The organism is Halorussus salinisoli (assembly GCA_005239435.1).
Lineage (GTDB): Archaea > Halobacteriota > Halobacteria > Halobacteriales > Haladaptataceae > Halorussus > Halorussus salinisoli.
Map to the genome: position 1 here is coordinate 765635 of SZNP01000001.1, position 18235 is coordinate 783869.

Consider the following 18235-nt stretch of genomic DNA (forward strand, 5'->3'; position numbering starts at 1 on the left):
AAAACGAACCGGGTAGCCAGTCACCGCGCTTGGTCGGGCAGGTCGACTTCCTCCGGCGAGGGCATCCAGAAGACGTCCAGCGACACCGCCAGCGTGAACGGTACGACCCAGACCAGAATCAGTGCCGTCCCCCGGTCTTGGACCCCGCTTCCGCCGAACCCGATGAACCCCGAGAGCAGGATGGTGGTGGCGACGTACATCAGCGGGACGAGTACCGCCGTGTACACGACCACGCCCCACGTCGTCGAGAGCCGGAGGCGGAAAAAGCGGATGGCGACCGCCGCCAGGACGGTGTTGACGACCATGATGAGCAGGAACCCGAAGATTGTCGCGGCCGAGGGCATTGCTACGTGGGTCTTGGAACTCGGCGCTCTTGTGGCTACCGGATGCGAGACGGAGAGGTTTCGGCGACTGGAAGGTCGGTAATCGAACGAGAACCGGGGTCGGTGAGACCGGGGTGGGAACGAGTAAAAGTCCCATCCTGGCCGTTGATTTGGAGAGCGCGTCTAGGTGGTCTACGTCCCCGTTGCGCTATCGGCCGAGGTCCTCGTGGGCGCTCGACAGGTGCTGGGAGGCGAGCGCGGCGAGGAGGGAAAGCTCCCCGGCGAGCGCACCCACGGCGATGATCTCGGCGAGCGCGTCGGCGTTGCTCCCGGCGGGGTCGCCGCCGCCGCGGAGGCCCAGCACGTCGAGGGCTTCCGACTGGGTGGGGAGTTTGGTCCCGCCGCCGACCGTGCCCACTTCCAGACTGGCGAGGCTCACGCTGGCGTAGAGGTCGTCATCCCGGGCCTCGATGGTCGTGATGGCGTTGGACCCTTCCACGACCTGCGCGGCGTCCTGTCCGGTGGCGAGGAACGCCGCGGCGACCACGTTGGCGGCGTGGGCGTTGAAGCCGAGGCTTCCGGCCTTCGCGCTCCCGACGAGATTCTTCCGGGTGTTGGCCTCCTCGATGGCCTCCGGCGTGGTGTGAAGTCGGTCCTCGACCGTCTCGCGCGGAATCGTCACGTCCGCGGTGACGCTCCGACCTCGGCCCTCGATGGCGTTGATGGCTGCGGGCTTCTTGTCGGTGCAGAGGTTGCCCGAGAGCGCGACCAGCGAGGCGGGCGTCTCGTCCTCCACGATTTCGGCGGCCTCGCGCGTGGCGATGGTCACCATGTTCATCCCCATCGCGTCCTTGGTGTCGTAGACGAATCGCAGGAAGACGGAGTCGCCGACCACGTAGGAGTCCACGTCGAGGAGTTCGCCGTGGTTGGTGGTGGACTCGGCGGCCTCGCGCAGGCGGTCGGTGTTCTCGCCGACCCAGGAGACGACTTCCTCGGCCTCGGCGACGCCCGCGACCCGGAACACCGGCGCGCGGGTCATTCCGGTCTCGGTGACGCGGGCGTCCGCGCCGCCCGCGGTGGCGATGACCGAGCAACCGCGGTTGACGCTCGCCAGTAGCGCGCCCTCGGTGGTCGCCAGCGGGAGGTAGTAGTCGCCGTCGGCCGCGCCGCCCGCGACCTCCACCGGCCCGGCGACTCCCATCGGAATCTGTGCCGCGCCGACCATGTTCTCGATGTTGGCGTCGGCCTGCTCGGCGTCGAAGGTGTAGTCACCGATGGCGTCCACGTCGGCGTCGGTCTCGGCTTCCAGCAGGCGTCTCCGCGCCGCCGCGGCCGTCTCGTGGTCGGCGTACCTGTCGAGTTCGTGGAGTCGCAGTTCGCCCTCGCGCACCTTCTCGGCGATCGCGTCCGGGTCGTGAGAGTCGGAGTCGTCGGCCATGTCCGGGCGATAGCGGGGACGGCCCCTAACAGTTCTCATTCGGGGCGGGCGACCGCCGGTCTCGACCTCACGGGTACGCGACCACTTTTACTTTCACCACGGACATGGCCGAGGTTTATGTCGAAATCGCCCGTAGCCAAAGATGGTCCCCGAGTGGCCCACCGGAAGGGGAGAGAGTTCCTGCCACCGTTTCCCCCTTCGTCCGGCGCGGAACCGCAGTCGAGTTCGATTCGGTCTCCAACCGTCGCTCGTTTGCGCCTGTCATCCCTTGCCATCGACCGCGCCCCCGCCACTGCGGGACCGTTTGCCACGATTTGCGTGGGGTTCTCGGCTCTCTCGAAATCCGTAGCCGTACTGTTGGCCGTGGTGACGACCACCACGTGGAAGCTAACGCGTCGGGCCGAGAGATATCCGATATACCTGTCAGGACCGCCTGCCTCCAGGGAAAGTCCCATAGTTCCCGCGTTCGTTGTTAACGGTATGAGTACCGACGACAGACCTACTGTCGAGGACGTGATGTCCACGCCACTAGAGACTATCTCGAAGGACGCGACGGTGATGGAAGCCACTCAACAGATGCGAGAGAAGGACATCAACGCGTTGGTCGTTCCGACCACGCCACGGGCGATTATCAGCAGTACGGACGTGCTTGACGCCGTCGCTGACGGACGAGATACCTCCGAACTGCAAGTCTCCGACGTGATGACGACCGACGTCGAGACTGCCACACCGGACCTCTACATGGAGGAGGTCGCCGCGATGATGACCACTTACGGTATCAAACACCTCCCGGTCGTCGACGACGACTACGTCGGGATGGTCTCCTCGACCGACATCGCTGCCCACCTCTCGTAAACGAAATCGCGGAACCCCGTTTTCCGGACGCGAATCACCTCGCTATTTTGTCCCCCTCAGTGACCACCGATTTCGACAACGCCAACGCTCCGAAAGCCGCGCTCACAGCAACCGATACCGGCCGCGACTCTCGCTGACCTCGCCGCGCCGGGCCAACTTCTGGAGGGCGTCGCGCACGTAGTCAGCCGGAACCCCGCGTTCGTCCGCGAACGCGACCACCTCGTCTTCGGTCGGCCGGTCGAGTTCCCGCAGGGCCGCTAGCACGGTGTCCTTCCGGGAGGTCCCGCGCGTGCTGGCCGACCGGTTCTCGACGCGCTCGGCGGCCGCTTCGACCTCCTCGGTGTCGATGCCGGAGGCCTCCAGATACTCCTCGTCCGAGACGCCCGCGTCCTCGACCTGCGCCTCCATCTCCGCGAACGAGTCGAGTTCCGCGAACGCCTCGCCCTCGTCCTGCCGGTTGGCGAGCATCGACGACCGGACCTCGCGGGCGTGGTCCTCGTCGTCTGTCTCCACGAACTTCCTGAGTTTCTCGAACTTCCGGCGCTTGCCACATCGGGGACACTGAGTCGTCTCGGGCCGCCCTTCCACGATTTTGAGCGCCTGACAGTCGCTACACCCCACGACGGCGTACATGGTCTGTGGTCGGGCTTTTTCCTACGTGAATGTTCGGACTCGAACTGGTGCTGCCGGTTTGGAGAAGTGTTTTCCTTTCCTTGAGGCAATTATGCGTTTCTTTAATCACTCTATACTTGTCCCTCGACTATCGGCGCGTGCTGGCGCGACCTCGAACCGCGAGGTCGCGCCAACCGCGCGAGGGACGAGTGAACGACCGGAGGGAGTGAACGAGGAGGCTGGGGAGGCGTGAGGCTGTCGCGGTGCCGTGCGGGGCGGTTGCGGTACTCCTTTGCTCAAGGAGTAGCTAGCTTCTCCCTCCCTCTTGCGTCTGCCACTCTATTCCCTCGCTCTCTCCTCGTATCTACCTCTCTACTCCCTCGCTCTCGCGTCTGCGTCCCTACCGCTCGGACGACGACTTCGGACCGACGTGGCTGCCCAGAGTCGAACCTTTAGGTACTCGGCCCTCATCGATACAGCCACGCATGGAAGTCGTACCCAAAGACACCGAAGAGTCCACCGAAGCCGTCGATGGCGTCCACCTCTCGCTGCTCGCCGGGGCCGACGAGATGAACGTCCAGCACTTCTTCATCGAACCCGACGCGGAGGTACCCGAGCACAGCCACGAGAACGAGCAGACCGGCTACATCACCAACGGGACGCTGACCTTCCTCGTGGACGGTGAGGAAGTAGACGTGGCCGAGGGTGATTCCTACGCCATCCCTGCCGACGAACCCCACGCCGCCGAGAACCGCGGCGACGTGCCGGTCGAGGGCGTGGACATCTTCAGCCCACCGCGGGAGAATCCGGACTGGAAGGACTGAGAACCAACGAAACGGGTTCAGGGCCGACTACGAGGACGAAGGACCCGCCGTGACCGTCGCGCCGAGGTCACGTCGCGAGGTCACGTCGCGGTTGGAAGACACTGCTCGATTCGAGACGGGTGAGACGCTAGCTACACCGTGACTGGAGACGAACGAGACGGTTAGCCACTGTTCGACCCGAGACGAACGAGACACTAGCTACTCCGGAGCCAACCAGACCGTAGCCGCCCCGGACGGCACCGCGACAGCCTCGCGGGGCGGAAAGACGCGAACGGCGAAGCCGAGAGCCGAATCAGTCGAGTTCGGCGAGGAATCGTCCGAACACTTCGGCTTCCACGTCGCGAAGTTCCGCCTCGTTTTGCGGACCCACGCCAGTTTTGAGGTCCTCCGGGTCGGCGTCGGTCTCGCCCTCGTAGAGGTGCTCGAACAGCGTCGTCGCGGCGTCCGAGAGTTTCTCGCGGTGGTCGGCGACCAATTCGAGCGTCTCCTCGCGGTCCACGTCCCGGTCGGCAATCTCGGCGTGGGCGACTCGCCCGACGCCCGCAGCGAGGACGACCCGGAACTGGCCGACCTGCTCGCGGACGACTTCGCGGCGTTCCCACGTCGCGTCGAGCAGGTCCACGCCCGGCTCCTCCTCGTCGGCCAGGAATCGCTGGAGTGCGAACCCGTAGAGCCGTCCCGCGCTGTCCTCGCTGTGAATCTGGTCGGCGTACTGCCGGAGAAGTTCGTCCCTGCGCTCGTTCGAGACCTCGCCCGGTTCGGCCTTCCCCAGAATCATCAGGGCGTGGCCCCACCACTGGGAGAGTTCGTCGTCCGCGCCTTCTGCGTCGAGGATGTCGAGCATCGGTTCGAGAGCGTCGAGCGCCTCGCTGGCGTTCTCCCGCCGAGCGTGGAGTTCGACCACTCGCTCGTAGTGGTTGCGGGCCGTAGCGAGGTCACCGTTCTCGTGAGCGAGGCCAGCCAGTCGCAGTCCGAGGTCGATTGCGGCCTCGCGGTCGCCGAGTCGGCCCCGGGCGCTGATCGCTCTGTCGTAGTACTCCCGTACCGTCTCGTAGTCGCTTTCGCCTGCGAGTTCGGCTCGCTTCTCGTAGTAGAACGCCTCCGCGCGTCGCTTCCACGGGAGAAGCTGGTCGAAGTGTTCTCCGAGCAACCTGTCGAGTCGGCTCGCGTTTCCCGGTACCTTGGTGCTCATGTGGTAGTCACCCACGCGGAGTTTTATAAATCTCTCCCTCGGAGAATTTAACGCCGATAGTTGCGTGAGTAAAACGGTCGGCAGGCTGACTGGATTCTCGGCGCTCGAAGAGAAAGCAGGAGAGAGGAGACGCTCTACGCGAGTTCTTCGATGTTCTTGCAGATCTCTTCGGCGTACTCGCTGGTACCGAGCTTCTCGCCGCCCTCGATCTGGCGTTCGAGGTCGTAGGTGACCTTGCCCGAGGAGATGGTCTTTTCGACGGCGTCGCGGATGAGTTTCCCGGTGTCGTCCCAGCCGAGGTACTCGAACAGCAGGCGGCCCGAGAGGATGAGTGCGCTCGGGTTGGCCATGTCCTGACCGGCGCGCTTGGGCGCGGAGCCGTGGACCGGTTCGGCGAGACAGCGGTTGTCGCCGAAGTTCGCGCCGGGCGCGATGCCGAGACCGCCGATCTGGGCACCTGCGGCGTCCGAGAGGTAGTCGCCGTTGAGGTTCGGCATTGCGAGCACGTCGAACTCGTCTGTACGGAGTTGCATCCACTGGAGCATCGCGTCGGCGAGGCGCTCCTCGACCATCACGGCGTCTTCGGGGATGTCCACCTCGTCCTGCTCCTCCCAGAGGGAGTCGGGCGCGGCGAACACTTCGTCGTCGGGGTACTCCTCGTCGGCGACTTCCATGCCCCAGTCACCGAACTGACCCTCGGTGAACTTCATGATGTTACCCTTGTGGACGAGCGTGACCTTGTCGCGGTCGTTCTCGATGGCGTAGTCGATGGCCTCGCGAACGAGGCGCTTGCTGCCCTTCTCGGAGATGGGCTTGAGACCGAGACCGATGGGACCCTCGTGCATCACGTCGTCGAAGTCCATCTCGTCTTCCACGAAGTCCCGCACCTTCTCGGCCTCCTCGGTGCCGGCCTTCCACTCGATGCCCGCGTACACGTCCTCGGTGTTCTCCCGGAACGTGACCATGTCCATCTCCTCGGGCGCTTTCATCGGGGACGGGACGCCGTCGAGGTAGTAGGTCGGTCGGACGTTCGCGTAGAGGTCGAGTGTCTGACGGAGCGCGACGTTCAGCGAGCGGTAGCCAGCGCCGACCGGGGTCGTGAGCGGGCCCTTGATGGCGACGCGGTGTTCCTCGATTGCCTCGACCGTCTCGTCGGGGAGGTTCACGTCCTCGCCGTACTTCTGACGTGCGCTCTCACCGGCGTAGAGTCGCATCCAGTGGACGTCGCGGCCGGTCTCCTCGGCGGCCTTCTGGAGAACCTTCTGGGCGGCCGGGCCGACGTCCTGCCCGATTCCGTCCCCGTGGATGATGGGGATAATCGGATTGTCCGGAACGGAGAGACCGTCCTCGCCTTCCTCCTCGACAGTGATCTTTTCCCCACCTTCGGGAACTTCTATCTTGTCGTAGCTCATAACATCCGAACCTGCGTGAGAGAGGGATAAAAGGTCTGCCGTTTAGCCGCGTGAGTCCCAAAACACCCTTAAATTCCTAGTTTGGGTACGGAACTCACTCTCAAACTCTCCGGTCGATACTCGACCCGTGCCGGCAAACTTGTGACCCGTCACGTCGGCGTTCCGCGTCCCGATTGACCGGAAGTTAAGAACCCGGACGAACCACCCACCAGCATGAAGGTCATCGTTCACGGCGGGGCCGGAAGCGACCCCGACGAACCCGAACCCAGACAGGCAGTGTTGGACGAGGCGGCCGAGACCGGCGCGGCCGAGCCGTCGGTCGTAGACGCGATAGAGTCCGCGGTCCACGTCCTCGAATCCTCGCCGCGGTTCAACGCCGGGGTCGGCGGCGCGGTCCAGAGCGACGGCGAAATCCGGACCGACGCGGGCGTGATGACCAGCGACCGCGAGGCGGGAGCGGTCTGCTCGATGCCGGGCGTCGAACGCGCCGTGAGCGCCGCCAGAGTCGTGATGGAGGAGACGCCGCACGTCCTCGTCTCGGGCGACCACGCGGTGGACCTCGCCGAGGATTTCGGCGTCGAGACGGGCGTGAACCTCTGGTCCGAGGAGACTCGAGAGAAGTGGGACGACCTCGATTCAGTCCCCGAGGGCACGCCGAGCGACCACCTCGACTGGCTCCGCGAGAAGTTCGGCGGGAGTCCGGAGAGCGAGCGCGACCCGAAGGACCACGACACCGTCGGTGCGGTCGCCACGGACGGCGACGAGTTCGCGGCGGCCACCTCCACCGGAGGCCGATGGCTGGCCTTGGCGGGTCGGGTCGGCGACGTGCCCCAGATCGGAAGCGGATTCTTCGCGGCCCCCGCGGGCGCGGCCAGCGCGACGGGCGCGGGCGAGGACATCGCCAAAGCGACTCTCACTCGGCGGGCGGTCCGACACCTCGAATCCGGCCACGAGGCGCAGGCCGCGGCCGACCGGGCCATCGAGGAGTTCGCCGAACTCACGGGGTCGTCGGCGGGCGTCATCGTCCTCGACCGCGACGGGAACGCCGGGAGCGCATTCAACAGCGACGCGATGCAGACCGCGGTCGGTAGTCGGACCACGAGAGAGTAGCCAGACGGCGAGAGTAGTCGGACGACGAGAAAGTCGCACGACGTCGGATACCGAACTCGTGCGAGTAGCTTCACTCCCGACGTAGGACGCGGGCGAACGACGCCGTAGTTACCTGCCGTCACGCTCGAAAAAAGAGTCGAATCGGGAGTCGCGTTACGCTTCCGCTGTGGTCGTCTCTTCGTCTTCGTCCGTCACTTCGCCGTCTTCGGTCGTGGTCTCCTGACCGCCTTCGGTCGTGGTCTCCTCGTCACCTGCGTCGTCGCCCGTGTTCATCTCGCCCGTGTCGGTCTGATTGCCCGCCGCTATCGAGAGTTCGGCGGTCGAGCGCGCGCCGTCAGTGTAGACGCCGTGGGTGTAGGTCCCGTCGGGGAACTGTCCGACGTTGACCTCGAACGTCGCGCTCGCGGCACCCCGTGCGGGCACCTGCACGAGGTTCGATTCGACGACGTTCCCAGCGATACGGTAGGACATCCGCTTCGTGATTCGCTCGTTTCCGACGTTGATGACCGTCGCCGTCACAGTGTAGTCTTCACCCTGCTGGACCTCCGAGGGAGCGTCCAGGTTCTGGATGACGACGATTGCGAGTCCGCCCTCTCCGACTTGGACCGACCCGACCGACGAGGAACCGACGGTGGCCACGCCGACGTTCGCATTCTCGACGGTGACGCTACTGATGGTCGTTTCCTCTCCGTCGGCTTGAGCACCCGGCTCTTCCTCTTCGGGGGTCGTCTCTTCTTCCTCTTCGGGAGTCGTTTCTTCTTGCTCTTCTTCCTCTTCTTCTTCAGGCGTGGTCTCCTGTTCGCCCATCTCGGTCGTGGTCTCTTCCTGAAGTGCGGCCTCTTCGGTGGTCGTCTCCTCTTCCTCTTCTTGCTCTTCCTCCTCTTCAGGCGTGGTCTCCTCACCGTCCGCGACTTCGGTGGTCGTCTCTTCCTCGTCTTCGGGCGTGGTTTCTTCCGCTTCGGGCGTCGTCTCTTCTGCTTCGGTCGTCGTCTCCTCGGTCTCGATTCCGCCGGTGTCCACGTCCATCAGGATGAGCGTCTGGATGCTCATCTCCTGGACTTCAACGGTCTCGATGGTCGCGCTATCGACCGTGACCTCGCCGACTTCGGTCTGGCCTTCGGCCGCGGTCGTAGTCTCCTGTTCGCCCATCTCGGTCGTGGTTTCTTGCTCACCCATCTCAGTGGTGGTCTCCTGTTCGCCCATCTCGGTCTCTTCCTCGTCCGTCTCGGTCGTGGTCTCCTCCTGGAGCGCGGCCTCTTCTGTCGTCGTAGTTTCGCCAGCGGCCTGCTGGTCAGCGCCGGTCTCCACGCGGAAGTTCTGGACTGTCAACTGCGAGACGTTCATCTCCTCGATGGTCAGGTCCTGCACGACGACGGATTCGACCGACGTGTCCTCGCTCAGCGCCTGCGAGAGCGTCTGGTCCTCGGTCTCTAAGTTCTCCATCGAGACGTTCTCGAGCGAGAGACGCTGGAGTCTGAGGTTCTGTAGCGTCGCGTTGTCGAGCGTCTTGTTCTGGCTCGTCACCTCGACGCTGTCCGCCTGCATCGTCTGAATCGTCGCGTTCTCGACCGTGGCGTTAGCCAACTCTAGCTCTTCGACCGTCACGTTCTGTAATGTTACTCCGTTCGCTTTGTCGGTTGCCGACGGTGAGGTACCCCCGAGGGTCGCCAACGGGACGCTGGCGAGAACGAGCGCCGTCACCATCAGCACTGCACCGGTTTCTCGTTGCATAGGCAGGCAATCATATCGCTGGAAGCGCCAATAAACGGGCCTAACCGTTTCGTACCGTTTGGGGTTTTGACGGGCTATTACTGCCATTACCGCGGAGTTATTTTCCGAGTACGACGGCCCTAACTACTCGGTGATATGTGGATAATCGGGAACGTTTCGCGGGGATATCGGGGGAGTGACGACGCCCCCCGAGACGCAAACTCTTTCCGGCATTCAGGACAACGTAGGGGCATGAGCGAAATCGAGGTGGACCTCGAAGCCGAGAAGTACGAGAAGCACCGCGAAGCCGGCGAGATTCTCGCGCAGGTCCGCGAGGAGGCCGCAGAGCGCGTCGAGGTCGGGACGAACCAGTTGGAGGTCGCCGAGTACGCCGAGGAGCGCATCCGCGAACTCGGCGGCGAACCCGCCTTCCCGGTCAACATCAGCGTGGACGAAGAAGCCGCCCACGCTACGCCCGCGGCCGACGACGACACCGAGTTCGGCGAGGAGATGATCAACCTTGACATCGGCGTCCACATCGACGGCTGGATCGCCGACACCGCGATTACGGTGGACCTATCGGGCAACCCTGAACTACAGGAGGCCAGCGAGGAGGCACTGGAGGCCGCGCTCGAATTGGTCGAACCCGGCGTCGAGACGGGCGAAATCGGCGCGGAGATAGAGTCGGTCATCGACGGCTACGGCTACAACCCCGTGGTCAACCTCACCGGTCACGGTCTCGACCAGTACCAGCAGCACGTCTCGCCCAACATCCCGAACCGCGCGGTCTCCCAGGGCATCGAACTCGAAGTCGGCGACGTGGTCGCCATCGAACCGTTCGCCACCGACGGCACCGGCAAGGTTCACGAGGGCAACGACGAGGAGATTTTCGCGCTCGAACACGAGGGGTCGGTTCGTGACCGGCAGGCCCGGCAGGCCCTCGAACAGATCACCGAGGAGTTCCGGACGCTCCCGTTCGCCACGCGATGGCTGGACGTGGGCCGTGCCGAGATGGCGCTGCGCCGCCTGAAGATGAACAACATCGTCCACGGTTATCCGGTCCTCAAGGAAGACGATGGCCACCTCGTCAGTCAGAAAGAACACACCCTCATCGTGACCGAAGACGGCTGCGAAGTGACTACGGAGTGAATTTCGCAGGAGTCCGGTTTGCCGAAGTGTTTTCAGCCTCGCTACACTGTAACCGAGCGTATACGTCTCGGAAAACGAGATTGCCGTCGAGTCGAACTCGACCGTCCTGCGCTCCCGAAGACGGGTCGAGCAGTCGTCGTCTCGGAAGCCTCCACCCCGTAGATCGCTACGGCGGGAAAGTGGCGGCGTTACGCGTTGTTCATCCGCTGGCTGGTTTCTTCGCCACAGATTTGGCACTCTGTGACCCGGTACGGTTCCCGTGAGAACTCGGCGTTCTCTCGCTTCTGACTCTCGGTCCGAATCTGTACGGAGACGTCGTGTGGCGTCTCACGCTCGCATTCGTCGCACGATTCCGTTATCGCTTGGAAGCTTTGGTTTTGTGTTGCCATCGTGACCTTCCTCTCACTATCTCCTTGCGCTGATAGGAGCATAAAAACCCCAATCCGTTGGGTGGCGTTCGAACCGTTCATTCCGACGCCTTCTTGCGATTTACCCGCGTTATAGGACGAGAATCGGTGAAACAGTTTATACTCTCGTTAGCGGGAGTAATGAAACAAAAACTGCCTGCAACGGCCGGAACTTTTAAATAATATTTCGTGGGCCGGACCGGCGAACGCAGACCGCAGCGAGACCAGGAGGTACGAACCGGCGTACGCCCAAATCTCGTAGCCGAACACCCTCACCACTCGGACAGTTACGCTTCGTTCGACACTTTCGAACGTTCCGCAACGAACGCCACCGTTTCCCGTCCCGGACCACCGGAGGTTGGGAGTGCGACGAACGTTTCGTCCGGTGTCGAACCCGAACCGTGGCAAGCTAAACCCTCCCTCTCCATGGAGGAGACATGGACCAGGTCTTCGCACCGTGGCGCATCGAGTGGGTCGAACGAGACGACGGGAACGACGACATCGACGGCTGTGTCTTCTGTGAACTCCCCGAACGCGACGACGACCGCGAGAATCTCGTGGTCGCTCGGAGCGACCACGCCTTCGTGATGTTCAACAACTACCCCTACAATCCCGGCCACGCGATGGTCGTCCCCCGCGAACACACCGGGGATTACCGCGACCTATCGGAGACGGTCCTGCTCGACCACGCCCGACTCAAGCAGCGAACCTTCGACGCGCTCGAAACCGCGCTCGCGCCCGACGGCTTCAACGCGGGTCTCAACCTCGGGCAGGGCGCTGGCGGGTCCATCGACGACCACCTCCACACCCACGTCGTCCCGCGATGGCAGGGCGACACCAACTTCATGCCGGTCGTCTCCGACACGAAGGTCATCGTGGAGGCGTTAGACGAGACCTACGACCGCGTGCGCGAGGCGTTCGCCCAACAGGAGGGCGCGGACGAGTCGGGCGACGGGGCAGTTCGTATCGAGTAGGTCGGCACTCGCACGTACGCCCGGGCGTGACTCTCGGAGGGACCGCGCAATCGCGGTCCGGACTCGCCTGCGAGAGCGACACTACCTTCTTTCGGGAGTGCGAAAGGCGACCGATGAGCCAACGGACCGTCCGCCGAGTCGGTGCCGTCATCTTGGCGGTCAATGTGCTGCTTATGGTCGCCAAGGGTCTCGTCTGGTGGGCCACCGGGAGTCTCGCCGTCGGTTCCGAGGCGGTCAACAGCCTCGCCGACTCCGCTTACAGCGTAGTCATCCTCGCGGGCCTCTACCTGACGACTCGACCGCCGGACTTCAGCCACCCGCACGGCCACGAGCGCATCGAACCGTTCGTCTCGCTGTTCATCGCCCTCGGCGTGTTCGCGGCGGGTGGCGCGGTCCTCTGGCGGGCAGTCTCCTCGGTCCTCTCGGGCGAGGTCGGGCCCGCCGTGACCTCCCCGGCCGCGGTGGCCGTGCTGGTCGGGACTGCCGCGGTCAAGTTCGGTCTCTACCGGTACTGCCTGGAGGCCGCCGAGCGGACCCACTCCCCGGCGCTGACCGCGACGGCGCTGGACAACCGCAACGACATCTTGACGGCGAGCGCGGCGCTGGCCGGCGTCCTCGGGTCGGGCGTCGGTTTCCCGGTGCTGGACCCGATCGCGGCGGGAGTCGTCTCGGCCGGTATCCTCTACACCGGCTACGAAATCGTCCAGGACAACGTGGACTATCTCGTCGGGAGCGCGCCGCCCGAAGACCTCCGGGCGGAAATCGTCCGGCGGACGCTGGCCCACCCCGAAGTTCGGGGTGCCCACGACGTAATCGCCCACTACGTCGGCCCGGAGATCGACGTGAGCCTCCACATCGAGGTCGAGGGCGACCGCACGCTCCGGGAGGCCCACAACATCGAGACCGACATCGTGGAGTCCATCCGGGAGTTGGAGGAGGTAGACGACGTGTTCGTCCACGTGGACCCGAAGGAACTCGGCGAGTGGAAAGCCGACGAGACCGTGGACGAGTTGGTCGAGGACGAACCGCGAAGGTGAATACGTTCGGATATTATTGCTTAAAGAAACGAATTTATTGCTCTCTCGCCACGCTCCGACGGGCAACCCCGAAACCGCGACCGGGACGCAAGCTACTTGCGAAGTCGGTGAGGGGTACGAACCGATGGTCTCGCTCGAAGTGGACCGGGACGACCCCGTCACGCGCTTCGCCACCCTGTTGCTCGTCGTCGGGACCGGACTGCTCGGACTCGGTCTCTATCGCACGACGACGTACTCCTGCGGACCTGCTCGAGCAGGCTGTGGCGACTCGTTCGGGTTCGCGTTCGTCCTCTGGGGCGTTCCGCTGGTGGCGCTCTCGACCGTGGTACTGGCCGGTCGCATCGCGTCCCAGAATCTACGAGACGAGTAGAGCGCGTCGTCGATCGTCACGTCAGAAGAAGCGACCCGTCAGACCGGTTCGCCAAAGGCGTACACCGTACTGTGGCCCGTGACCTCCACGTCTACGAAGTCGCCGACTTCGACGCCGTGGTCGTCGGCGCTCTGGACGATGACCTGCCGATAGGCCTCGTCGTAGCACTTCACCGAATCGCCCGTGCCCTCTTCGACCACCAGCACCTGATGGGTCTCGCCGACCATCGAGTCGTAGGCGTCGGCCACCACGTCCATCTTCAGGTCGGTCATCGCCTTCGAGCGGTCCTTCTTGGTCTGGCCACCCAGACCCTTCATGTCGGCGGCGTCGGTGCCGGGCCGCTTGGAGAACCGCGTGACGTTTATCTTCTCGGGGCGGGTCTCGCGCAGGAGCGCCATGCTCTGGGCGTGGTCTTCCTCCTCCTCGGTCGGGAAGCCGACGATGAAGTCGGTCGAGAGCGTCCAGTAGTCGAGATACTCGTCGAAGGTCTCGACGATTTCGACGTACTCCGAGACCTGGTGCTGGCGTCGCATGTCGCCCAGCACGTCGTCGCTTCCGGACTGAACCGGCGCGTGGATGAAGTTGTAGAGCTTCTCGTTCTCGGCGAACACCTCGGCCAACTCCTCGCGGATGCCGTGGACGCCCTTCGGGTTCGCCATCCCGACGCGCACCCGGAAGTCGCCCTCGATGTCGCAGATGCGGTCGAGCAGTTCGTGCAACTTGCGCTCGCCCTCGTCCCACCCGTAGACGCCGGTGTCCTGGCCGGTAATCCGTATCTCCTTCGCGCCCGCGTGGACCAGCGCGCGAGCCTTCTCGACGTTCTCTTCGACCGGCGGCGAGTCGATTTTGCCGGTCGCCTGCTTGGTGATGCAGTACGAGCAATCGGACATGCACCCGCGAGCGATGGGGAGAATGCCGATGACTCCATCCAGCACCGGGTCGGCGTCGGGCGTGGTCGTCGGACACTCGCCGTTCGTGACCGCCTCGGGCACCTCTTCCCAGTGGAGCACGTCGGCGTCTACCTCGGCCTTCTGGAACTCCTCGCCCTGCGCGAGCGCCATGCAACCCGTCACGATGAGGTCCGCCGTCTCCGCTTCGAGTTCTTCGGCCCGCCGGAGCATGTTGCGCTCGGTCTTCTCGACCACCGTACAGGTGTTGAGAATCGCGACGTCGGCCTCGTCGGGACCGTCGACGCGGTGGTGGCCCGCGTCGCGGAGCCGCCGCTCTATCTGGCGGCTCTCGCCCCGGTTCGACGTGCAACCGTAGGTCTCGATGTGATACCGGGCCATTCGCTGTGCGTTCGTTTCGGCTACGCGGGCAAAAGCGCGACGGATTGGCACCGACCGTTTCCAGCGGTTGGTCGCGGCGAGCGCCGTCGGCACAACCATCTTGCCCGTCGAGGTTCACGTTCCACGACGTGTTACGGGTCGCGTGGTACTTCCTCGTCGCCGTCGTCGCGACTGGCGTCATCTGGAAGGGGAGTGTTCTACTGGAGGAGTCCGCCGAGAAGTTGGCCGCGTACTACGGCTTGCCCGCAATCGTGCAGGGGGCCGTCGTCGCCGCCGTCGGGTCGAGTTTTCCCGAACTGTCCAGCACTGTCCTCGCCTCGCTCGTTCACGACGACTTCGAACTCGGTGTCGCGGCCATCATCGGGTCGGCGGTGTTCAACATCCTCGTGATTCCGGCGGCGTCGGCGCTCGCGGGCACCGGGGTCCTCCAGTCGGACCGCGACGTGGTGTTCAAGGAGGCCCAGTTCTACATGGTCTCGGTGGCGACCCTGCTGGTCACGTTCTCGTTCGCGGTCATCTACTACCCGCTCCCGGACGCGGGGCTCTCCGGGAGTCTCACCCGGCCGCTCGCGCTGATTCCGGTCGCGCTCTACGGACTCTACGTCTTCCTCCAGTATCTCGACACGCGGGACATGCGCGAGAAGCGAACCGTCGACGCGAGTCCCCTGCGGCTCTGGGGCGTCCTCGGCGCGAGTCTCGTGGTCATCGTCGCGGGCGTCGAAGGGCTCGTGCAGGCGGTGCTGGCGTTCGAGGAGATATTCGGGATTCCGAGTTTCTTCTGGGGGTTGACGGTCCTCGCGGTCGTGACCAGCCTCCCCGACACCTTCGTCAGCGTCAAGTCGGCCCAGAAGGGCGAGGGCGTGACCAGCCTCGCCAACGTCCTCGGGAGCAACGTCTTCGACCTGCTCGTGGCGCTCCCGGCGGGCGTCCTCGTGGCCGGAACGATGCCCGTGAACTTCGCGGTCGTGGTCCCGATGATGGGCGCGCTGACCGCCGCGACCGTCCTCTTCTTCGCGGTGGTCCGGACCGACCTCGAACTCACGGACCCGGAGGCCTACGGCCTGCTGGTGGCCTACGCGGTGTTCGTCGGGTGGCTCTTGCTGGAGACGCTCGGCGTGACGAGTCTGTTAGCGTAACTCCCTTTCCGCGGCGATTCTACCGTAAACGTATCCCGAGTAGAAAACGACCGTTTCATCTACCACGACTCGGACACGTTTATCGCCGATTCGGTGTGTCCTCGATGCGAGGCGACGTGTCCGAGAGAAGTCACGAACCTCAGATAGGTTCGACCGAAATCGGTTGGCGGTGGCGATTCGCAGGCACGTTGCCCGTTTTTCGGCGGGTGACTCGACCGGTCCGCCGTCTTTATTTCGTCGATATCTTAGATGCGTGTCCGTTTCGCCGCGTTTCACTTGGATTTCCGTCGGCTCGCGGGAAGGGATAGGAATCTGAAATATAGGGTAAGCCCCCGGTTTTCGGAGCCTGAAAACCGCGTCGGAGCGGTCAAGTTCCTGAACCCGGTATGCGGCCAAGAACAAACTACTCCTATCACTTGGTGTCAACTGCCGGTCTCCCCGGCGAGAAACCATGAACGGACCATACGTACCACTACAAGCAAACGGTGGAGAACTGTTCGGAAATCTACCGGAATGGCTCGGCAACGCCCTCTCGGAAATCGTGGCCGCGCTCCCGCGACTTATCGGCGCTATCGTCATACTGATCATCGGTTGGATCGTCGGCAAGGCGCTCGGGAAGGTCGTCGCCGGCGTCGCCGACAAGGTCGGAATCGACCAGAGCGCGCAGGGAACGCCGCTCGGCCGGATGATGGGCGACTCGCGTGACGCGTTGTCGAACTTCCTCGGGTCGGTGACGGCGTGGTTCGTCTACGCACTGGCCATCCTCGCGGCGGCGAACACGCTCGCCATCCCCATCCTCTCGGAGTGGATAGCGACCGCGGTGTCGTACCTCCCGGCGTTCATCGCCGGACTGCTGGTCATCATCGGCGGGTTCATCGTCGCCGACTTCATCGGCGACGCCATCACCCGGACCCGCGCGGCGACCCAGTCGGCGTACACCACGTACTTCGCCACCGGCGTCCGGATGTTCCTGTACTTCACCGCCGTCGTCATCGGTCTCGACACGATGGGTATCGACGTGGAGCTGCTGTACATCTTCGCACAGGCACTCGCGTGGGGCCTCGCGGCCGGTCTCGCGCTCGCCATCGGCGTCGGCTTCGGATGGGGGAGCAAGGACTACATCGCCAACAACATGAACCGCTGGGCGGGTAGCGCCCGGAGTAGCGCGTCGAGCATGTCGTCGCAGGAGCAGGGCCAGAGCCAAGGCCCGCCCTCGGGCGACGACGACTGAGACGCACCGCACCGACGACCGAGCCACCTCTGTCGGGCCGACCGGCCGTGTGAGTTTTTTGACTGACTATCGGAACGCTAACTATGGGAACTGTCTCACGGGCACGGGGGTTCGTAAAGCGAGTGTACTCGGACTTCTCCGAGAAGAACGTGACGTTCATGGCGGCGGGTATCGCGTACAACGCGTTCGTCTCGCTCGCGCCGATGCTCCTGTTGCTTCTGCTGGTCGTCTCCGCGTTCGGCGGCGGTCTCGAAGGTCGAATCGTCGCGGTCGCCGGCAACTGGCTTCCCGGCCCGATAGCGAACGTGGTCCAGCAGATATTCGAGGGAGAGTCGTCGGCCGCCGGGGCGTCGGTCGTCGGTCTCGTCGTCCTCGTGTGGGGAACGCTCAAGATATTCCGCGGTCTCGACACGGCCTTCTCCGAGATTTACGAGACCGAGAACAAGAACTCGTTCGTGGATCAGTTGAAGGACGGTCTGGTCGTGCTTGTCGCGCTGGTCGTCGCTATCGTCTCGACTATTGGTCTCACGGTCGCGTTCTCCCGGTTCTCGGACACGATACCGTTTCTCGGAATCCTGACGCCGCTGGTCCTCGTCGCCGGACTCGTCCTCGCGTTCTACCCGATGTACTATCGGTTCCCCGACACCGACGTCGGTCTAGACGACGTACTGCCGGGCGTGGTGTTCGCCGCGGTCGGATGGGCGGCACTTCAGGGTCTCTTCCAGGTGTATCTCACGTTCAAGGACCCCGGTTCGGGAAGCTTCTTCGGGAGCGTCGTCCTCGTCGTCACGTACCTCTACTTCTCCGGGCTTGTCCTGCTGCTCGGTGCCGTCATCAACGCCGTCATCGGCGAACACTCGTCGGGCCAACCCGGCGGGGTGGGACGCGGAGCGACCAGTTACGACACCGAACGCGAGGAGACGCTCGACCGCGACGAACTCGCCGCCTACCTCGGCGACCTCCGGAGCGAACTGGCCGGTCGCTACGACGGGATGAGGCCGACCACCGACTCCGACGACGGAGACCGACACCCACGTCCGGACGGTGACGTGGAACTGGTCGAACACCAGACGGTAGACGGCGACGAGCGCCGCTGGACGGTCACGCTCCAGTGGGACGTTGCCGAGGAAATCGACGCGAGCGAATCGCCCGCCGACGACTGACCG

The 18235-nt window shown here is 64.3% G+C and carries 18 protein-coding genes; 10 read left to right on the plus strand and 8 right to left on the minus strand.

The features are described from left to right. Positions 1 to 20 precede the first annotated feature (20 nt). Together E2484_RS08175 and hmgA are read right to left on the minus strand one after the other, a co-directional pair. Positions 21 to 344, minus strand: coding sequence for a hypothetical protein (locus E2484_RS08175; RefSeq protein WP_137284708.1), 324 nt, complete (start codon positions 342 to 344; stop codon positions 21 to 23). A 187-nt stretch (positions 345 to 531) separates the two neighbouring features. Beyond that, entirely contained in the window at positions 532 to 1761 is a 1230-nt protein-coding gene (hmgA, locus tag E2484_RS08180) for a hydroxymethylglutaryl-CoA reductase (NADPH) (RefSeq protein ID WP_137284709.1), read from the minus strand. Positions 1762 to 2241: 480 nt separating this feature from the next. On the opposite strand from hmgA, the gene E2484_RS08185 reads away from it, so the two are divergent. Continuing rightward, positions 2242 to 2616, plus strand: a complete 375-nt coding sequence (locus E2484_RS08185) for a CBS domain-containing protein (RefSeq protein WP_137284710.1) — start codon at positions 2242 to 2244, stop codon at positions 2614 to 2616. Between the two features lie 102 nt (positions 2617 to 2718). Here the strand turns inward: E2484_RS08185 and E2484_RS08190 are convergent, their stop codons facing one another. After that, positions 2719 to 3249 (minus strand): DUF5817 domain-containing protein, encoded by a 531-nt coding sequence (locus E2484_RS08190; RefSeq protein ID WP_137284711.1) that lies wholly within the window; start codon positions 3247 to 3249, stop codon positions 2719 to 2721. Positions 3250 to 3713: 464 nt separating this feature from the next. Here E2484_RS08190 and E2484_RS08195 point away from each other — a divergent pair, with 464 nt between their 5' ends. Next, positions 3714 to 4052, plus strand: coding sequence for a cupin domain-containing protein (locus tag E2484_RS08195; RefSeq protein WP_137284712.1), 339 nt, complete (start codon positions 3714 to 3716; stop codon positions 4050 to 4052). Positions 4053 to 4344: 292 nt separating this feature from the next. On the opposite strand, the gene E2484_RS08200 is transcribed toward E2484_RS08195, so the two are convergent. Both E2484_RS08200 and icd read right to left on the minus strand, forming a co-directional pair. Next, positions 4345 to 5244, minus strand: coding sequence for a hypothetical protein (locus E2484_RS08200; RefSeq protein WP_137284713.1), 900 nt, complete (start codon positions 5242 to 5244; stop codon positions 4345 to 4347). Positions 5245 to 5378: 134 nt separating this feature from the next. Continuing rightward, positions 5379 to 6656, minus strand: coding sequence for an isocitrate dehydrogenase (NADP(+)) (icd, locus tag E2484_RS08205; protein ID WP_137284714.1), 1278 nt, complete (start codon positions 6654 to 6656; stop codon positions 5379 to 5381). Between the two features lie 213 nt (positions 6657 to 6869). Here icd and E2484_RS08210 point away from each other — a divergent pair, with 213 nt between their 5' ends. Further along, positions 6870 to 7766, plus strand: a complete 897-nt coding sequence (locus E2484_RS08210; RefSeq protein WP_137284715.1) for an isoaspartyl peptidase/L-asparaginase — start codon at positions 6870 to 6872, stop codon at positions 7764 to 7766. A 153-nt stretch (positions 7767 to 7919) separates the two neighbouring features. Here the strand turns inward: E2484_RS08210 and E2484_RS08215 are convergent, their stop codons facing one another. Further along, positions 7920 to 9497, minus strand: coding sequence for a hypothetical protein (locus E2484_RS08215; RefSeq protein WP_137284716.1), 1578 nt, complete (start codon positions 9495 to 9497; stop codon positions 7920 to 7922). Between the two features lie 231 nt (positions 9498 to 9728). On the opposite strand from E2484_RS08215, the gene map reads away from it, so the two are divergent. Continuing rightward, complete coding sequence (gene map, locus E2484_RS08220; RefSeq protein ID WP_137284717.1) at positions 9729 to 10625, plus strand: type II methionyl aminopeptidase; 897 nt, start codon at positions 9729 to 9731, stop codon at positions 10623 to 10625. A gap of 188 nt (positions 10626 to 10813) precedes the next feature. Here the strand turns inward: map and E2484_RS08225 are convergent, their stop codons facing one another. Continuing rightward, positions 10814 to 11014 carry a DUF7835 family putative zinc beta-ribbon protein gene (locus E2484_RS08225; protein WP_137284718.1) on the minus strand — a complete coding sequence of 67 codons (201 nt, stop codon included), beginning with the start codon at positions 11012 to 11014 and terminating at the stop codon, positions 10814 to 10816. Positions 11015 to 11469: 455 nt separating this feature from the next. Between E2484_RS08225 and E2484_RS08230 the strand changes: the two genes are divergently transcribed. The 3 genes from E2484_RS08230 to E2484_RS08240 all read left to right on the plus strand — a co-directional run bounded on the left by E2484_RS08230 (position 11470) and on the right by E2484_RS08240 (position 13413). Then, complete coding sequence (locus E2484_RS08230; RefSeq protein WP_137284719.1) at positions 11470 to 12006, plus strand: HIT family protein; 537 nt, start codon at positions 11470 to 11472, stop codon at positions 12004 to 12006. A gap of 113 nt (positions 12007 to 12119) precedes the next feature. Beyond that, positions 12120 to 13043 carry a cation diffusion facilitator family transporter gene (locus E2484_RS08235; protein WP_137284720.1) on the plus strand — a complete coding sequence of 308 codons (924 nt, stop codon included), beginning with the start codon at positions 12120 to 12122 and terminating at the stop codon, positions 13041 to 13043. A gap of 124 nt (positions 13044 to 13167) precedes the next feature. Then, entirely contained in the window at positions 13168 to 13413 is a 246-nt protein-coding gene (locus tag E2484_RS08240) for a hypothetical protein (protein WP_137284721.1), read from the plus strand. A gap of 38 nt (positions 13414 to 13451) precedes the next feature. Here the strand turns inward: E2484_RS08240 and E2484_RS08245 are convergent, their stop codons facing one another. Then, positions 13452 to 14702 carry a tRNA (N(6)-L-threonylcarbamoyladenosine(37)-C(2))-methylthiotransferase gene (locus E2484_RS08245; RefSeq protein WP_137284722.1) on the minus strand — a complete coding sequence of 417 codons (1251 nt, stop codon included), beginning with the start codon at positions 14700 to 14702 and terminating at the stop codon, positions 13452 to 13454. 128 nt (positions 14703 to 14830) lie between these two features. Between E2484_RS08245 and E2484_RS08250 the strand changes: the two genes are divergently transcribed. The 3 genes from E2484_RS08250 to E2484_RS08260 all read left to right on the plus strand — a co-directional run bounded on the left by E2484_RS08250 (position 14831) and on the right by E2484_RS08260 (position 18232). Continuing rightward, the gene (locus tag E2484_RS08250) at positions 14831 to 15838 is read left to right on the plus strand and encodes a sodium:calcium antiporter (protein ID WP_137284723.1); all 1008 of its coding nucleotides are present in this window, start codon (positions 14831 to 14833) and stop codon (positions 15836 to 15838) included. 451 nt (positions 15839 to 16289) lie between these two features. Next, positions 16290 to 17069 carry a mechanosensitive ion channel family protein gene (locus E2484_RS08255; RefSeq protein ID WP_137284724.1) on the plus strand — a complete coding sequence of 260 codons (780 nt, stop codon included), beginning with the start codon at positions 16290 to 16292 and terminating at the stop codon, positions 17067 to 17069. An 83-nt stretch (positions 17070 to 17152) separates the two neighbouring features. Beyond that, positions 17153 to 18232 (plus strand): YhjD/YihY/BrkB family envelope integrity protein, encoded by a 1080-nt coding sequence (locus E2484_RS08260; protein WP_137284725.1) that lies wholly within the window; start codon positions 17153 to 17155, stop codon positions 18230 to 18232. The last annotated feature ends 3 nt before the right edge of the window (positions 18233 to 18235 follow it).

Excerpts from the sequence above, each read along its gene's own strand:
- E2484_RS08235 (WP_137284720.1), top strand. The coding sequence starts at position 12,120 with ATGAGCCAACGGACCGTCCGCCGAGTCGGTGCCGTCATCTTGGCGGTC.
- E2484_RS08210 (WP_137284715.1), top strand. The coding sequence starts at position 6,870 with ATGAAGGTCATCGTTCACGGCGGGGCCGGAAGCGACCCCGACGAACCC.
- E2484_RS08200 (WP_137284713.1), bottom strand. The coding sequence starts at position 5,244 with ATGAGCACCAAGGTACCGGGAAACGCGAGCCGACTCGACAGGTTGCTC.
- E2484_RS08175 (WP_137284708.1), bottom strand. The coding sequence starts at position 344 with ATGCCCTCGGCCGCGACAATCTTCGGGTTCCTGCTCATCATGGTCGTC.
- E2484_RS08225 (WP_137284718.1), bottom strand. The coding sequence starts at position 11,014 with ATGGCAACACAAAACCAAAGCTTCCAAGCGATAACGGAATCGTGCGAC.
- E2484_RS08245 (WP_137284722.1), bottom strand. The coding sequence starts at position 14,702 with ATGGCCCGGTATCACATCGAGACCTACGGTTGCACGTCGAACCGGGGC.
- E2484_RS08190 (WP_137284711.1), bottom strand. The coding sequence starts at position 3,249 with ATGTACGCCGTCGTGGGGTGTAGCGACTGTCAGGCGCTCAAAATCGTG.
- icd (WP_137284714.1), bottom strand. The coding sequence starts at position 6,656 with ATGAGCTACGACAAGATAGAAGTTCCCGAAGGTGGGGAAAAGATCACT.
- E2484_RS08255 (WP_137284724.1), top strand. The coding sequence starts at position 16,290 with ATGAACGGACCATACGTACCACTACAAGCAAACGGTGGAGAACTGTTC.
- E2484_RS08230 (WP_137284719.1), top strand. The coding sequence starts at position 11,470 with ATGGACCAGGTCTTCGCACCGTGGCGCATCGAGTGGGTCGAACGAGAC.
- E2484_RS08240 (WP_137284721.1), top strand. The coding sequence starts at position 13,168 with ATGGTCTCGCTCGAAGTGGACCGGGACGACCCCGTCACGCGCTTCGCC.
- E2484_RS08195 (WP_137284712.1), top strand. The coding sequence starts at position 3,714 with ATGGAAGTCGTACCCAAAGACACCGAAGAGTCCACCGAAGCCGTCGAT.
- E2484_RS08185 (WP_137284710.1), top strand. The coding sequence starts at position 2,242 with ATGAGTACCGACGACAGACCTACTGTCGAGGACGTGATGTCCACGCCA.
- E2484_RS08260 (WP_137284725.1), top strand. The coding sequence starts at position 17,153 with ATGGGAACTGTCTCACGGGCACGGGGGTTCGTAAAGCGAGTGTACTCG.
- hmgA (WP_137284709.1), bottom strand. The coding sequence starts at position 1,761 with ATGGCCGACGACTCCGACTCTCACGACCCGGACGCGATCGCCGAGAAG.
- map (WP_137284717.1), top strand. The coding sequence starts at position 9,729 with ATGAGCGAAATCGAGGTGGACCTCGAAGCCGAGAAGTACGAGAAGCAC.
- E2484_RS08215 (WP_137284716.1), bottom strand. The coding sequence starts at position 9,497 with ATGCAACGAGAAACCGGTGCAGTGCTGATGGTGACGGCGCTCGTTCTC.